Genomic DNA, 14,353 nt, shown 5'->3' with positions numbered 1-14,353 from the left:
TGTGGGCCGTTTCGGAGACTCATAGCGGGTTCCACGAGCATTCGCGCGACACGGAGCGTCGCGGTTTCTCGTTAGAGCGTAGCACTGACGTGCCTGTCGTCGCTGCGCTCCGACAGATACCGGAATCGCCGTCGGCGATTCTGGCCTTTTTAGCGTAAAAAGGGACTCTAGCCGATTGTCCGGACCTGCACGCTCGTCGGTTGCTTGACGTAGTCGCCGTCACCGGTGGCGACGACCACGTCGACGCCGCGCTGGGCGGCCACGTCGAGGACCTTCTGCGAGCAGGTATCGTCCAGCACGATGGTCGTCGGCGTCCCCGACGCCTCGGCGACGAGCGACACCACGTCCTCGGCGTCGCCCTCGGCGAGGACGGTCAGGTCGCTGTCTAAGAGTCGGACGGTCCCGCTCTCGGCGCGGATGACCGCGTCGACGTGGTCCGAGAGCGTCACCGGGTCGTCGGTCTGCCCGTCCGCGGCGGCTTCCGCCGGTTCTCCCGGGCTTGCGTCGGCCGGGTCGGAGCCTGTCTCGGTGGCGTCGCCGCTCGGGACCTGGGCCTGCGCGGCGGCCACCTCGCTCCCGTCGGCGCGGGCCGCTTCCTCGTGGATGGCCTCGACGGAGTCGGCGTCGGCGAACACGTCGTAGGGGACCTTATCGCGGAGCGCCGTCATCGCCTCGCGGCGGGAGAGTTCCTCGACCGACCGGCCGCGGGGCGCGACGGCGACGTGGTCCACCTCGCCGACCTGCGCGAGTTCCTTCAGGATGAGGTCGCCGCCGCGGTCGCCGTCCAAGAAGGCGGTCACGGTTCGCTCTTTCGTCAGGTTCGCGACGGCCTCGGGGATGTCGGTGCCTTCGACCGCGATGGCGTTCTTGACGCCGTACTTCAGGAGTTGGAGCACGTCGGCCCGACCCTCGACGACGACGATGGCGTCCGAATCCTCGACACGGGGACCGGCGGGCAGGCCCTCGTACTCGGAGATGTCCTCGACGCGGGCGCGCTGGCGCACCGTCTCGACGATGTCTTCGGTCTGGACGGAGTGGGCTTCGAACTCGGCGAGCAGTTCCGTCGCCCGGTCGACGACTTCGCGGCGCTTCGCGCTCCGTACGTCCTCGATGTCCGAGACGGCTATCTCGGCCCGGCAGGGGCCGACCTGTTCGATGGTCTCTAAGGCGGCCGCGAGGATGGCCGTCTCGACCCTGTCGAGGCCGCTGGCGACCGTAATCTGGCCGAAGGACTGGCCGCCCTCAGAGCGTATTTCCACGTCGATACGACCGACTTTCTTCGAGTCTTGGAGGTCCCGGAGGTCCAACTCCTCGCCGAGCAGACCCTCGGTCTGACCGAACACCGCACCGACCACGTCGCTTCGCTCGACGACGCCGGCGGCGGTGATGTCCGCGTGTATCAGGTATTTGGCTGTGTCGTGCATGGTTCCAGAGCGGTCGGTCCGTCGGGGAACGGCGGGCGACAGACCGCTGTCACTATGTTTCGATAGGCGAGGACGAGCCAAATAAGCTTGGCGTCACCGACATCGTTCCGCCGTCGTGAGGGCGGTCTCAGCCGTCGTCGAGCAGTCGGTCCATCACCTCGATGCCCCGTTCCATCGACGCGAGGGGGTCCTCGGGGTCGTCGTGCTCGAAGACGAGCCACTCGGTCCCGGCGTCGCGGGCGGCCTCGACCACCGCGGGGAGGTCCACGACGCCGTCGCCGAGGTCGGTGGGTTCCCCGTCGGGGGTCATGTCTTTCAGGTGAACGACGGGGACGCGGCCGTCGAGGTCCGCGAGGAGGGCGACGGGGTCCCGTCCCGCGGCGTGTGCCCAGCCCGCGTCGAGTTCGATGCCGACGGTCGTCTCGCTGACGAGTCGGTCGAACGCCGTCTCGGTTCCGACCGGGACGAACTCGTGGTCGTGGTTGTGATACAGCAGCGGCCGGTCCATCGCGAGTGCGAGGTCGTCGAGCATCGCCGCCGTCTCGTCGACGGCCGCCGCGTCGGCGAAGTGGTCCGAATCGAGGTAGGGAACGACGACGTAGGGTACCGATAGCGTCGACAGTTCCTCGGCGATAGCGTCCGGGTCGGCCCGGAGTTCGTCCGCTCCGACGTGTGCGCCCGCCGCGAGCAGTCCGGCGTCGTCCATCCCCCGCGCCGTCTCGAAGGGGTCGTCGACGCCCGCGAACTCGACGCCGTCGTATCCGGCGTCGGCGATGGCTCCAAACAGGTCCGTCTGCGGCGTATCGAGGTCTCGGAGGGTCCACAACTGAATTGCTGTGCGCATACCACGGAGTCCGACCGCGACGGTGAAATAACCGTTCCCCCGAACAGACGTGTATGGGATTCGACGAAGCCCGAATCGACCCAGCCAGGTTCCTCGAAGACGTGGAGATGCGCGTCGGCGAAGTCGTCGCCGTCGAGGACTTCCCCGAGGCCCGCAAGGACGTGTACAAACTCGACGTGGACTTCGGCGAGGAGACGCTTCAGTCGGCCGCGGGCCTGACCGACGTGTACGACCGCGACGACCTCCTCGGCGCACAGGTCGTCGCCGTCGTCAACCTCGGGACCGTCTCCATCGCCGGATTCGAGAGCGAGTGTCTGGTCACCGGCGTCGACGGCGACGAGGGCGTCGTCCACCTCACGACCGAACGCGACGTGGAACCGGGGACCCGCGTGTACTGAAGACGAAAGTTCTTCAGAACTCGCCTGTGAAGGTTCGACACCTCTTAGTACGCGGAGTATCTAGCAAACGTCACACATGAGCGTCACGCGAACCGTCGGCTGGGCCGTCGTCGGCCTCGTGCTGACGGTGCTGGCCGTGCCGTGGTTCCTCTGGGATAGCGCGACTGTCGCCGCCGGACTGCCGCTGTGGCTCTGGTGGCACATCGGCTGGATGGTGCTGGCGAGCGTCGTCTTCGCCGTCTTCGCGCGGACTGACTGGGGAGTCGGCGTCGAGGAGGTGTACTGAGATGGCGAACACCGCGCTGCAACTCGGTATCGTCGGCGCGTACATGGTCGTCGCGCTGGTAGTCGGCGTCCTCGCGTACCGCCTGACCGACCGAACGGCGGAGGACTACTACCTCGCGAGTCGGACGCTCGGCACCGTCGTCCTCCTCTTTACCACGTTCGCGACGTTGCTGTCGGCCTTTACCTTCTTCGGCGGGCCGAACGTCGCCTTTGCGGCCGGACCGGAGTGGATTCTCGTGATGGGCGTGATGGACGGCATCATCTTCGCTATCCTCTGGTACGTACTCGGCTACAAGCAGTGGCTCGTCGGCAAGCGCCACGGCTACGTCACGCTCGGCGAGATGCTCGGGGACCGCTTCGGGTCGACGCTTCTCCGCGTCGTCGTCGCCGTCGTCAGCCTCGTCTGGCTGTTTCCCTACGTGATGCTCCAGCAGAAGGGGGCGGGACAGGCCATCGTCGGCCTCACGGAGGGCGCGGTCCCGTTCTGGGTCGGCGCGGGCGGCATCACCCTGTTCATGATTGCCTACGTCGCCGTCTCGGGGATGCGCGGCGTCGCGTGGACCGACACCATCCAAGGGCTGTTCATGCTCTCGCTGGTGTGGGCCGCCGTCGCGTGGCTCCTGAGTTCCGTCGGTGGGGCGGGACAGGCCACCGCGGCGCTCGCCGAGACGAACCCCGAGTTCCTGGCGCTCGGCGGGGGCCTCTACACGCCGCAGTACATCATCTCGACGGCGGTGAGCATCGCCTTCGGCGTGACGATGTTCCCGCAGATCAACCAGCGCTTTTTCGCCGCCGGGTCGAAGAAAGTCCTCAAGCGGACGTTCGCGCTGTGGCCCGTCCTCGTGCTCTTGCTGTTCGTCCCGGCGTTCATGCTCGGGTCGTGGGCGGCCGGACTGGGCGTGACGGTTCCGGAGGGCGGGAACGTCGTTCCCGCACTGCTCGCCGAGTACACGCCCGTGTGGTTCGCGGCGCTGGTCATCGCGGGGGCGATGGCCGCCATGATGTCCTCCAGCGACTCGATGCTGCTGTCGGGGTCGTCGTACCTCACTCGTGACGTGTACCGGCCGCTGAAGCGGGTCTTCGGCGAGGGCGACGCCGACACGGGAGACGCACGGGAGGCGCTGGTCGCCCGCGTGGGCGTCGTCGTCTTCGCCACGCTGTCGTTCGTCGCCAGCCTCTACTCACCGGGCACGCTCGTCCAAATCGGCGACACCGCGTTCAGCGGGTTCGCGCAGTTGACCGTCCCCGTCGCGCTGGCGCTGTACTGGGGCGGGACGACCCGCTACGGGATGTACGCTGGCGTCGTCGGGACGCAGGTGTTCTACGGCGCGACGGTGTTCTTCGTCCCGAACGCGGCGCAGTACTTCATGGGTTGGTCGCCGGGCATCGTCGGCATCGTCCTCGGACTCCTGTTGACCGTCGGCGTCTCGCTTGTCACGTCGGCCGCGCCCGAGGAGAACCGCGCCGCCTACCGTATCGACCCCGCCGACGCGGACTGACGCGGCCACACAGTCCTTGCGGGCACTCGCGCGTCGGGCGGACTGCCCGCGCGTCAGAACGTCCGGTACGTCAACCTACAAGAGTCTCCGGGCCGACAGAACACGTATGGACGTCACTGAGAACGTCGGCGGTCGTGACCGTCTCGCTCGCGCAGTCCTCGCGGTAATTCTCACTATCGCGGCGATTCGCTCGCTCCGGAACGGCAAGCGCTTCCGCGGTCTCCTCGCCGCCGCTGGTGCGGTCGCGTTCGGATACACCGCGAGCACGAAGTACTGCGGCGTCAACGACGCCCTCGGCGTTGACACGAGCGCTGGCGACGACGATGTCGAGGTCGCCGAGATAGACGCCGACACGACGGACGATGCCGGAGACAGCGAGACGGCGGACGCCGACTCGGAGCCCGTGGTAATCGAAACGGACGCCGGAGCAGACTCCCGCAGTAACTGGCTGACCTGTGCCGCCTGCGGCGACCCCATCCGCTCGGGGCAGTCCCGCGGCCCGAACGCCGACGGCGACATCGTTCACGACGACTGCAACTGAGTGCGGAGTCTGGTTGTTTTTATACTGCGGGGGACGGTGTGGTACGTATGCAGACCCACATCGTCCCGGTCGGCTTCGACTACGACCGGCTTATCGCGCCGCTGGTGCGCGAGCGCCTCGACGTGGACCGCGTCATCCTCTTGGAGGGGGCGGTCGGGTCGGAAGCCAACGTCGAGTACTCGCGGAACCTCGCCGAGAAGTTGGAGAAAGACTACAGCAACCTGCTGGGGGCCGAGACGGAACGGGTCGTCGTCGCCGACGTGTACGACTACGACGAGGCGTTCGAGCAGGCCTTCGAACTCATCAACGCCGAACTCGACGCGGGTGGCGAAGTGTGGGTCAACGTCTCCGCGATGCCGCGGACCGTCTCCTTCGCGTTCGCGACGGCGGCCCACTCCATCATGGTCGAGCGCGAGGGCGACCGGGACCGCATCCACACCTACTACACCGTCCCCGAGAAGTATCTGGAGACAGAACTCGCGGAGGAACTGCGCAAGCAGGTCGCACTGCTCGAAGACCTGCGGGCGGGCGACGGCGTGGACGACCGGGTGGACGGCCGACTGGACGCGGCGCTGGACCTCTTAGACGAGTTCGACGAGCGCGGGACCACCATCGGCGCGAAGGAGATTGACGGGTCGCACATCGTCGAACTCCCGGTCGCCTCCTTCTCGAACGTCAAGCCGTTCGAGGAGGTCATCCTGTTCACGCTGGGCGAACACGGGGAGTTCGAGTCCGTCTCGGAACTGGCCCAAGAACTGGCCCGCGACATGGGCGAGGAGTACACCGACTCGTTCCGCTCGAAGGTCATCTACAACGTCGACCGACTCGGCCCCGGCGGGAAGGGCTACATCGAACAGGAGGAACACGGGAAGTCCTACCGCACCCGCCTCTCGCGCATCGGCGAGTTGTGGGTCCGGGCGCACTCTGCGGAGGACCGCGGCCACGACCTGCGCTAGCTAGCTGTCCCCGCCCTCTTCCCAGCCCCGCGGCGCGATGTTCTGGTTCAGACGGAACAGGTTCTCGGGGTCGTACTCCGTCTTCACGTCGACCAGTCGCTCGTAGTTATCGCCGAACAGCATCGTCGCCGGGTCGTCCGCGAACCCCGGGAAGTTCCCGTAGCGGCCCGAGGCGATGTCGAGCGACTCCAGCGCGGCGAACCCCTCGCGCGCCCACTCGATGTTGGCGTCGTCGTCTTCGGGGTCCTCCCAGTTGGCCTCGAAGGTGACCATGAACGGCTTATCGCGGTGATAGAACGCCGTCGCGTCCTGCGGGCGGTCGGCGACGGCGCCGCCGAGGTGCCAGAGGTCGACGGTCGAGAGGTCGGAGGGAGCCGACTCGTTGTACTCGACCATGATGTCGAACACCTCGTCGCTCGCCTCGGCGACGAAGATGGACTTCCAGTAGTAACGCATGCCGTCCGGGTAGTCCTCGTCGAGCATCGACTGGAGGTCGACGAAGTTCATCGGTCCGCTGAGGTCCGCGAGCGGCGTCGCGCGCTCCAGTATCGGTTCGTACACCACGGGGGCCTGCGAAAAGTCGTCGCCGCGGTACGCGCCGAGGAGCGCGACGGCCGGTTCGCCCCACGCGGCCTCCGGGAACTCCTCGAGTTCGGGCACGTGTGCGACGAACGGGATGGCGCTCGCGTGTCGCGGCGCGTCTTCGGTCCACTCGCGGAACCCCTCTAAGACGGTCCGCGCGTCGTCCCCGTGGAACCACGGGAAGAAGCCGTACACTTCGGGGCCGATATCGTGGAGTCGGAACTGGAAGGCGGTGACGACGCCGAAGTTCCCGCCGCCGCCGCGAATCGCCCAGAACAGGTCCTCGTTGGTGTCTTCGCTCGCGATTCGGACCGCGCCGTCGGCGGTCACCACCTGTGCCGAGACGACGTTGTCGGCGGCCAGACCGAACTCCCGCGACAGGTGGCCGTAGCCGCCGTTGAGCGTCAGTCCGGCGACGCCCGTCTCCGAGACGACGCCCAGCGGGGCCGCGAGGTCGAACAGTTGCGTCTCGCTGTCGATGTCGCCCAGCGTCGCCCCGCCGCCGACCCACGCCGTCCGTGCCGCCGGGTCGACGAACACGCCGTCCATCGGCGAGAGGTCCAGCATCAGGCCGCCGTCGGTGACCGCGTTGCCCGCGGCGTTGTGGCCGCCGCCGTGAATCGACAGTTCCAGTCCGGCCTCCCGCGCGAAGTCGACGGCCGCGACCACGTCGGCGGTGCCGGTCGCCCGCGTGATGACCGCGGGTCTGCGGTCTATCATGCCGTTCCACACCGACCGCACTTCCTCGTACCCCTCGTCGTCGGGACGCAGAATTTCGCCCCGGAACGCCGCCCGGAGGTCGTCGATGCGCTCGGTCAGTTCGCTGTCGTCGAGTCGTTGGGACATCTATTATCAATCTAACACTTCTACACTCTCAGCGATAACGCTTGATACATATTTGTCATCACGTACTCGTTCGATAGCGCCCGGCGCGAGACTCGCAAACGACCGCCGCCGAGCGACGGCAAACCGAAGTCGTTTAGCCCCCGGTTGGCCCACGTATAGGTAATGGCGCGTCGAGCAGTCTCCCGACCCGTTCTCGGACCCGTAGTAGGGGTCTCCACGCCCCACTAATCCCCACCGCCGACGCGCGCACCGTTTTCGACCGACCCGCCACAGTCTACACATGAGTGACACACAGGACCCGCCGACCGACGAATCGCCCGCCGACCAGCAGTCCCTCGACGGGGAGTACGACCCCGCCGAGATAGAACCGAAGTGGCAAGACCACTGGGTGACCGCGGACACCTACGCCTACGACGGCGACGCCGACACCCGATTCAGCATCGACACGCCGCCGCCGACGGTGTCGGGCAACCTGCACATGGGCCACCTCTACCAGTTCACCCTGCAGGACTTCGTCGCCCGCTACCACCGGATGGCCGACGACACCGTCTACTTCCCCTTCGGCTACGACGACAACGGCATCGCCTCCGAGCGCCTGACCGAGCGCGAACTGGGCATCCGGCATCAGGACTTCGAGCGCCGCGAGTTCCAGGAGAAGTGCCGCGCCGTCTGCACGGAGTACGAGGACGAGTTCACCGAGGACGTGCAGTCGCTCGCGATTTCGGTCGACTGGGACAACACCTACAAGACCATCGAACCGCGCGTCCAGCGCATCTCCCAACTCTCCTTCCTCGACCTGTACGAACAGGGTCGGGAGTACCGCCAGCGCGCGCCGACCATCTGGTGTCCGGACTGCGAGACGGCCATCTCGCAGGTCGAACAGGAAGACGAGGACAAACACACGAAGTTCAACGACATCGCCTTCGACCTCGTGGAAGACGCGAACGGCCCCGTCGAGGACGAGACGTTCACCATCTCGACGACGCGCCCGGAACTCCTCCCGGCGTGTGTCTCCGTGTTCGTCCACCCGGACGACGACGAGAACCAGCACCTCGTCGGCGGCACCGCGAAGGTCCCGCTGTTCGGCCAAGAGGTCCCCATCATCGCCGACGAACGCGTCGACATGGAGACCGGTAGCGGCCTCGTCATGTGCTGTACGTTCGGCGACCAGAACGACATCGAGTGGTATCAGGCCCACGACCTGGACCTCCGTCTGGCTATCGACGAGTCCGCGACGATGACCGAAGTCGCGGGCGACTACGAGGGCATGAGCACGACGCAGGCCCGCGCCGCCATCATCGAGGACTTGGACGTCGAGGGGTACCTGCTGGAATCGCGCGACCACGAGCACACCGTGCAGGTCCACGAGCGCTGCGGCGTCGAAGTCGAGTACCTCGTCACCGAGCAGTGGTACATCAAACTGCTCGACAAGAAGGAAGAGTACCTGCAGGCCGGTCGGGACATGGAGTGGTTCCCGGAGAAGATGTACAGCCGGTATCAACACTGGATAGAGGGGCTTGAGTGGGACTGGTGTATCTCCCGACAGCGCGACTCGGGCATCCCGATTCCGGTCTGGTACTGCGACGACTGCGGCGACCCGGTCCTCGCCGAACCCGACCAACTGCCCGCCGACCCGCTCTCGGACGACCCGCCGGTCGAGAACTGTCCGTCCTGTGGCCACGACACGTTCACGCCCGAGGAGGACGTCTTCGACACGTGGGCCACCTCCTCGCTCACGCCGCTGGTCAACGCCGGGTGGGAGTGGACCGCGGACGACGCCACCGACAGCGACGAGGACGAACCCCAGTCCATCACCGACGGCGCTTTCGAGATGGCGATGGACGAACTGTACCCGTTCGACCTGCGCCCGCAGGGCCACGACATCATCTCCTTCTGGCTGTTCCACACCGTCGTCAAGTGCTACGAGCACACCGACGAGGTGCCCTTCGAGAACGTCATGGTCAACGGGATGGTCCTCGACGAGAACCGCGAGGCGATGTCGAAGTCCAAGGGCAACGTCATCCCGCCCAGCGAGGTGCTGGAGAACTTCCCGGTCGACGCCGCCCGTTACTGGGCCGCCGGGACCTCCATCGGCGACGACTTCCCGTACAAGGAGGGCGACCTCGAAGCGGGCGAGCGCCTGCTCCAGAAGCTCTGGAACGCCTCCCGCCTCGTCGACCAACTCACGCCCGCCCACGACGCCGTCGGCGACGTGGCCGACGAGGACCTCTCGGCCGTCGACCGCTGGCTACTGGCCGAACTCGACGCGACCATCGACTCGGTCACGGCGAAGTTCGAGGACTACGCGTTCTCGAAGGCCCGTAACGAACTGCGCTCGTTCTTCTGGAACACGTTCTGTGACGACTACCTCGAAATCGCGAAACAGCGACTCTCGGACGGCGGCGACGCCTCGACGGAGTACACGCTCCTCACCGCCCACCGCACCTTCCTGAAACTGTTCGCGCCGTTCCTCCCGCACATCACGGAGGAACTGTGGGACCGCATCTACGACGAATCCGAGTCGGTCCACACCACCGACTGGCCAGTCGCGGGCGGCTACGAGGCCGACCTCGACGCGGGCGAGACGGCGATGGAAGTCGTCTCCGCGCTCCGCCGCTACAAGACCGAGAACGGCCTGCCGCTGAACGCGGACCTCGAACACGTCGAGGTGTACGGCCACGTCGACGGGTTCGCCGCGGCCATCGCCGAGGCGATGCACGTCGACACGCTGGAGACGTTCGCGGACGCCCCGGACATCACCACCGAAGTCAGCGACATCGACCTCGACTACTCCGTCGTCGGGCCGGAGTTCGGGAGTTCCGTCGGCGACATCGACGCCGCCATCGCCGAGGGCGACTACGAAATCGACGGCGACACGCTGGTCGTCGCCGGTGGCGAGTTCGAACTCGACGCGGAGATGTTCGCCGTCGAAGAGTCACGCACCTACTCCGGCGAGGGCGAGATGACCGAGACGGAGAACGCCGTCGTCGTCGTCCGGTAAGCGACCGGTCGCGCCTATTCTGCGGTCGGTGTTTCGGAGGCGGCACGCCTGACCAGCGTCCGTTCCGCGACCACCAACACGAACAGGGCGAATCCCGCCATCGCCAACAGCGGAACCTGCGGCGTCTCGAAGGCCGCCAACTGCCCGCTCGCGGCCAGGGCCTGCGTGACGCCGAACAGCGCCTGCGTGTTGTGAAAGACCAGCGCGCCGTACAGCGTCCGGCCGCCGAAGTAGACGAGGCTGGTTCCGAGGCCGACGACGGTGAGCAGACCGACCATCGCTGGCGTGTTGAACGGTGGGCTGTGGGCGACGTGATAGACGCCGAAAGCGGCGCTGGCGAGCAGGGACGCGCCGACCGTCGCGACGCGCTGGTCGGTCCGTTCCGACAGCGCCCACTCGACCGTTCCGCCGAGCAGGACCCAGCAGACCACGACTTCGGCGATAGAGACGACGAGGACCTGTGCGAACGCGTTCGTCACCACGACCACGTCCGTCGACGGCGGGCCTTGAAGCACAAAGAGGCCGCCGCCCAGCGCCCCCGCGACGACGACGGCAAGCGCCGTCCGGCGGGCGGAGCGGAGGCCGAGACGTTCGGGCGAGAGGTGACCCGCGAGGACTACCCAGCGGGTGACCCAGAGAGCCAGCACCGTACCCACGAGGACGTTCGCGACGAGAGCGTAGGTGACGCGGTCGAACGCGGCTTCGGGACGCAGAAGCGTTCGCAGTCGGCCTTCGAGGAGGTACGTGACGGCGGTCCAGAGGACGAACGTCCCGACGGCGGCGGCCATCGCTCGCGCAGGCCGCCGCGGCGCTACCGCGGTGGGCTGTCCGTCGGCGGCCGTCGCGTTGGGAGCCACTGTCGAAGTGTCTGTTCGGCTGTCAGGTATATGGCTGTTCGCCGCGTCCCCGCGGCCATCGCCGCGACCAGTACCGTCAATGTTGATGCGCCGCTAGACCCTGTATGCAGGACGAATCGGCGATTCGCGACCGCATCGAGGCGCTTCGAGCCGAGTACGACAGCCACGACCCGCCCTCCTCGGAACTGGAAGACGAGGCGGAGGTGGCGATACTGCGCGCCATCGAGGAACTGGAGTGGGTCCTCGAACAGCGCGAGGAAGACGACCCCTTCACTATCTGAGACGGCGACTGACCGCCACGTACTTTTTTGCTGGCCCGTCGTGTGGGTCCGCCAGTGTTACAGTCGCTTTCTGACCCGCTCTTTGCCGTCCCGTTCCTGTCGGCGCTCGGGGGCGGACTCCTCGGCGTCGCCGTCGGCACCGGCTACGGGTGGCTGTTCCGTCGGCGGGCCGAGTCCCGCACCGAACGACTGTCGGCCCGCGTCGGCGGCGTCGGCCTCGCGGGTATCGGCGTCGCGAGCGTCGCCTTCGGGTTCGACTACGCCGGGACGCAGGCCCGCCTGCTGGACAGGACGGGCGTCGAACCGTCGGTGCTCGGTCGCATCGGCCGGTCGTTCCCGTGGGACGTGGCAGCGGCCGCCGTCGGCGTCGGCGCGCTCGTCTGCGTGTTCGTGGCAATGGGGCTATCTATCCACGCAAAACGGTCGACGGCCGACGCCGAGAACTGAGGCTGTGCGGTCGGTCAGCGTCGCTTCACCTTCTCGATGCGCGTCGAGAGAGCGAGAAACGTCGCGAGAATCGTCAGGACGACAGCCCATCCCGCCGCGAGGTCGTGGGCGAGGACGGTGTGGTCGAACTGGTAGGCGGCGACGACGGGTTCGCCGCGGAGCCAGGTGTGATGTGGGCCGCCCAGCACCGGCACGAAGTAGTCGACCACGTCGTTGAAGCCGTACCAGACGACGGCGACGGCCACCGCGGGAACCGAAAAGCTCGCGTAGCGGTGGATGAGGAACGCCTCGACGGCCATCGCCATGTGCGAGAGGACGAGGAACCAGTAGAGCCACAGCGGAATCGAGCCGACGCCGTTGACGACCAACTGGACGAACGGCGTCCACAGGCCGAGTTTGATACAGCCGAAGAAGGCGAGCATGTGGAGCCACTGGGCGTCCCAGTCGAGTTTCCACGCGACGAACGAGAGGCCGATGAACATCGTCGCCACGGGCGAGTCGGGGATGAGCGGATACGCCAGCACCGGGGCCGCCCCGAGTTGCCCCTCGACGAGCGGCGGCGCGAGGTTCAGCGGTCGGCCCGCGTAGTACCAGAAGCCGAAGAGCGTCCCGAGGAGGTTGACGATGGCGATGGGCCACGCCAGTCGGAGGCCGACGTTCTCCAGCCATCGCGGGAGCGGTGCGACGTACCGCGGCAGTCCCTCCGGCGCGGGCAACCGGTCGTCGAACACCCGTGCGACGAGCGCCTCGATGCGCGCGCCGACGCCCTCCTCTGTAGCCATGTCCGAGCGGTAGAGTGGGGCGGCCAAAACGGTAGCGGTCGGGCGACTCCTTCAGACGTGTATCTCGAAGCGCGCGCCGCCGTCCTCGCTGTCGGTGACCGATACCGTCCAGTCGTGGCGGTCGGCGACGGTGTCGACGATTGCGAGGCCGAGTCCGGTTCCGTCGGCGGCGGTGGTGTAGCCAGTCTCGAACACGGTCGCGCGTTCGTCCGCCGGGACGCCGGGGCCGTCGTCGGCGACGTAGAACCCGCCGCCGTCGATGGGGCCGACCGTCACCGCCGCCTCCGTCCCCGCGTGGTCGATGGCGTTGTCGACGAGGTTGTCGACCAACCGTCGCAGTTCGGTCCGGTCGGCCTCCACCGTCGGGAGGTCCCCGACCGTGAGGGTCGCCTCGTCGGTGGCGTGACTGGCCCACGCGTCCGCGACCATCTCGTTCAGGTCGACCGGTTCGGGCGTGGGTTCCACGTCGCCGTGGCGGGCGAAGTTCGCGAGTTCGTCGGCCAGCGCGGCGATGCGGTCGTGATTCCGCTCGATAGCGTCCAGTCTATCGCGTGCGTCGTCGCCGTCCACGTCGTCGCGGAGCAACGCGGCGTTGGCACTGGCGACCTGTAGCGGCGAGCGGACGTCGTGGGCCACCTCGGCGAGGAACTGTTCGAGTCGCTCGGTGTGGCGTTCGAGGGACTGTTCGTAGTGTTTCTGGTCGCTGATGTCGAGGGTGATGCCGATGAGGCCGACGATGTCTCCGTCCTCGTCGCGCCACGGGACCTTCGAGGTGAGCACCCACTCGTTGTACCGCTGTTTGTCGGTGACGACATCCTTCTCGTAGTTGTCGTAGAGGTTGTCGAAACTGTACGTCTTGCTGACCTCCGCGATGGTCTGCTCTTCCTTGTGGATTATCGGGTCCCCTTCCTCGATAACCTGCATATCGTCCCTGTAGGTGTCCTCGGCGTGGATTTCGGGGTACATCTCGGTGTCGGTCTTGCCGATGACGGCAGCGGGGTCGTCGACGTGGGCCTCGCTGACGCGGAGGTGCCGCCCCTCGGCGTCTTTGACGTACATGTGGTGGGGAATCCGCTCGAATATCGTGTCGAGGAGACTGCTCTGGTAGGCGAGTCGCTGTTCGGTGCGGGCGTGGTCGACGGCGTTCTCGATGCGGTTGTACAGCATCTCGAACGTCTCGTTGTCGCCGCTCTTCTGGACGTAATCGGTGACGCCCGCGGAGATGGCCTCGCTGGCGACTTCCTCGCTCCCTTTCCCGGTAAAGAGAATGAACGGGAGGTCGGGGTACTCGTCGCGAACCGTCCGAAGGAGTTCGAGGCCGTCCAGCGGCGTCATATCGTAGTCCGAGACGATGCAGTCGACCCGCGCCTCCGAGAGGCGGTCGGTGACGCTCGCCGGGTCGTCGACGGGGACCACGTTCAACTCGTCGGCCTGTCGGGCCAGCATCGCCGTCGCCACGTCTAGAAAATCACTGTTGTCGTCGACGTGGAGGACGCGTATCTGTTCGTCCCACTCCCGCGGCGGCCACTCCCATCCCATTGCCGCACAATCATCGGTAGACGATAAAAGTCCACTGGCAGTTGACGCGGCGTCGTTCGGGGCGTCAAACG

General features: G+C 66.9%; 14 protein-coding genes. 8 read left to right on the top strand and 6 right to left on the bottom strand.

Annotation, left to right across the window (positions count from 1 at the left end):
- Nucleotides 1-167: 167 nt before the first annotated feature.
- Both dnaG and NJQ44_RS13735 read right to left on the bottom strand, forming a co-directional pair.
- Nucleotides 168-1,424, bottom strand: a complete 1,257-nt coding sequence (gene dnaG / locus NJQ44_RS13740) for a DNA primase DnaG (protein WP_254271918.1) — start codon at nt 1,422-1,424, stop codon at nt 168-170.
- Nucleotides 1,425-1,551: 127 nt separating this feature from the next.
- Nucleotides 1,552-2,268, bottom strand: coding sequence for a sugar phosphate isomerase/epimerase family protein (locus NJQ44_RS13735; RefSeq protein WP_254271917.1), 717 nt, complete (start codon nt 2,266-2,268; stop codon nt 1,552-1,554).
- A 53-nt stretch (nt 2,269-2,321) separates the two neighbouring features.
- On the opposite strand from NJQ44_RS13735, the gene NJQ44_RS13730 reads away from it, so the two are divergent.
- From NJQ44_RS13730 to NJQ44_RS13710, 5 genes are all read left to right on the top strand, one after another.
- Entirely contained in the window at nt 2,322-2,666 is a 345-nt protein-coding gene (locus NJQ44_RS13730) for a tRNA-binding protein (protein WP_254271916.1), read from the top strand.
- A gap of 76 nt (nt 2,667-2,742) precedes the next feature.
- Nucleotides 2,743-2,952 (top strand): DUF3311 domain-containing protein, encoded by a 210-nt coding sequence (locus NJQ44_RS13725; RefSeq protein WP_254271915.1) that lies wholly within the window; start codon nt 2,743-2,745, stop codon nt 2,950-2,952.
- 1 nt (nt 2,953) lies between these two features.
- Nucleotides 2,954-4,450 (top strand): sodium:solute symporter family protein, encoded by a 1,497-nt coding sequence (locus NJQ44_RS13720; protein WP_254271914.1) that lies wholly within the window; start codon nt 2,954-2,956, stop codon nt 4,448-4,450.
- Between the two features lie 106 nt (nt 4,451-4,556).
- On the top strand, nt 4,557-4,991 hold the full coding sequence (locus NJQ44_RS13715) for a YgaP-like transmembrane domain (RefSeq protein ID WP_254271913.1): 435 nt from the start codon (nt 4,557-4,559) through the stop codon (nt 4,989-4,991).
- Nucleotides 4,992-5,038: 47 nt separating this feature from the next.
- A complete protein-coding gene (locus NJQ44_RS13710) occupies nt 5,039-5,947 on the top strand; it encodes an HFX_2341 family transcriptional regulator (RefSeq protein ID WP_254271912.1) in 909 nt (302 codons plus the stop codon).
- Here NJQ44_RS13710 and NJQ44_RS13705 read toward each other — a convergent pair whose 3' ends face one another.
- Entirely contained in the window at nt 5,948-7,375 is a 1,428-nt protein-coding gene (locus NJQ44_RS13705; RefSeq protein WP_254271911.1) for an FAD-binding oxidoreductase, read from the bottom strand. It abuts the gene before it with no gap.
- A gap of 280 nt (nt 7,376-7,655) precedes the next feature.
- Between NJQ44_RS13705 and NJQ44_RS13700 the strand changes: the two genes are divergently transcribed.
- Nucleotides 7,656-10,376 carry a valine--tRNA ligase gene (locus tag NJQ44_RS13700; RefSeq protein WP_254271910.1) on the top strand — a complete coding sequence of 907 codons (2,721 nt, stop codon included), beginning with the start codon at nt 7,656-7,658 and terminating at the stop codon, nt 10,374-10,376.
- Nucleotides 10,377-10,390: 14 nt separating this feature from the next.
- Here NJQ44_RS13700 and NJQ44_RS13695 read toward each other — a convergent pair whose 3' ends face one another.
- Nucleotides 10,391-11,233, bottom strand: coding sequence for a hypothetical protein (locus tag NJQ44_RS13695; protein WP_254271909.1), 843 nt, complete (start codon nt 11,231-11,233; stop codon nt 10,391-10,393).
- 104 nt (nt 11,234-11,337) lie between these two features.
- Here NJQ44_RS13695 and NJQ44_RS13690 point away from each other — a divergent pair, with 104 nt between their 5' ends.
- Both NJQ44_RS13690 and NJQ44_RS13685 read left to right on the top strand, forming a co-directional pair.
- Nucleotides 11,338-11,514, top strand: coding sequence for a hypothetical protein (locus tag NJQ44_RS13690; RefSeq protein WP_254271908.1), 177 nt, complete (start codon nt 11,338-11,340; stop codon nt 11,512-11,514).
- 54 nt (nt 11,515-11,568) lie between these two features.
- The gene (locus NJQ44_RS13685; RefSeq protein WP_254271907.1) at nt 11,569-11,961 is read left to right on the top strand and encodes a hypothetical protein; all 393 of its coding nucleotides are present in this window, start codon (nt 11,569-11,571) and stop codon (nt 11,959-11,961) included.
- A gap of 14 nt (nt 11,962-11,975) precedes the next feature.
- On the opposite strand, the gene NJQ44_RS13680 is transcribed toward NJQ44_RS13685, so the two are convergent.
- Together NJQ44_RS13680 and NJQ44_RS13675 are read right to left on the bottom strand one after the other, a co-directional pair.
- Entirely contained in the window at nt 11,976-12,743 is a 768-nt protein-coding gene (locus NJQ44_RS13680) for a DUF1405 domain-containing protein (protein ID WP_254271906.1), read from the bottom strand.
- 51 nt (nt 12,744-12,794) lie between these two features.
- Nucleotides 12,795-14,282: a hybrid sensor histidine kinase/response regulator gene (locus NJQ44_RS13675; RefSeq protein ID WP_254271905.1), complete on the bottom strand. Its 1,488-nt coding sequence runs from the start codon at nt 14,280-14,282 to the stop codon at nt 12,795-12,797.
- Nucleotides 14,283-14,353: the final 71 nt, after the last annotated feature.

Origin of the sequence: Haloarcula marina, from assembly GCF_024218775.1 — an archaeon.
In the GTDB taxonomy this organism is placed as follows: domain Archaea; phylum Halobacteriota; class Halobacteria; order Halobacteriales; family Haloarculaceae; genus Haloarcula; species Haloarcula marina.
Note: the sequence above shows the minus strand (reverse complement) of the source record. Positions and strands in the feature narration are given on the sequence as shown.

What these genes read in the sequence shown, in the direction of transcription:
- NJQ44_RS13690 (WP_254271908.1), top strand. Translation starts at nt 11,338, where the DNA reads ATGCAGGACGAATCGGCGATTCGCGACCGCATCGAGGCGCTTCGAGCC.
- NJQ44_RS13680 (WP_254271906.1), bottom strand. Translation starts at nt 12,743, where the DNA reads ATGGCTACAGAGGAGGGCGTCGGCGCGCGCATCGAGGCGCTCGTCGCA.
- NJQ44_RS13735 (WP_254271917.1), bottom strand. Translation starts at nt 2,268, where the DNA reads ATGCGCACAGCAATTCAGTTGTGGACCCTCCGAGACCTCGATACGCCG.
- dnaG (WP_254271918.1), bottom strand. Translation starts at nt 1,424, where the DNA reads ATGCACGACACAGCCAAATACCTGATACACGCGGACATCACCGCCGCC.
- NJQ44_RS13675 (WP_254271905.1), bottom strand. Translation starts at nt 14,282, where the DNA reads ATGGGATGGGAGTGGCCGCCGCGGGAGTGGGACGAACAGATACGCGTC.
- NJQ44_RS13720 (WP_254271914.1), top strand. Translation starts at nt 2,954, where the DNA reads ATGGCGAACACCGCGCTGCAACTCGGTATCGTCGGCGCGTACATGGTC.
- NJQ44_RS13710 (WP_254271912.1), top strand. Translation starts at nt 5,039, where the DNA reads ATGCAGACCCACATCGTCCCGGTCGGCTTCGACTACGACCGGCTTATC.
- NJQ44_RS13715 (WP_254271913.1), top strand. Translation starts at nt 4,557, where the DNA reads ATGGACGTCACTGAGAACGTCGGCGGTCGTGACCGTCTCGCTCGCGCA.
- NJQ44_RS13730 (WP_254271916.1), top strand. Translation starts at nt 2,322, where the DNA reads ATGGGATTCGACGAAGCCCGAATCGACCCAGCCAGGTTCCTCGAAGAC.
- NJQ44_RS13725 (WP_254271915.1), top strand. Translation starts at nt 2,743, where the DNA reads ATGAGCGTCACGCGAACCGTCGGCTGGGCCGTCGTCGGCCTCGTGCTG.
- NJQ44_RS13705 (WP_254271911.1), bottom strand. Translation starts at nt 7,375, where the DNA reads ATGTCCCAACGACTCGACGACAGCGAACTGACCGAGCGCATCGACGAC.
- NJQ44_RS13700 (WP_254271910.1), top strand. Translation starts at nt 7,656, where the DNA reads ATGAGTGACACACAGGACCCGCCGACCGACGAATCGCCCGCCGACCAG.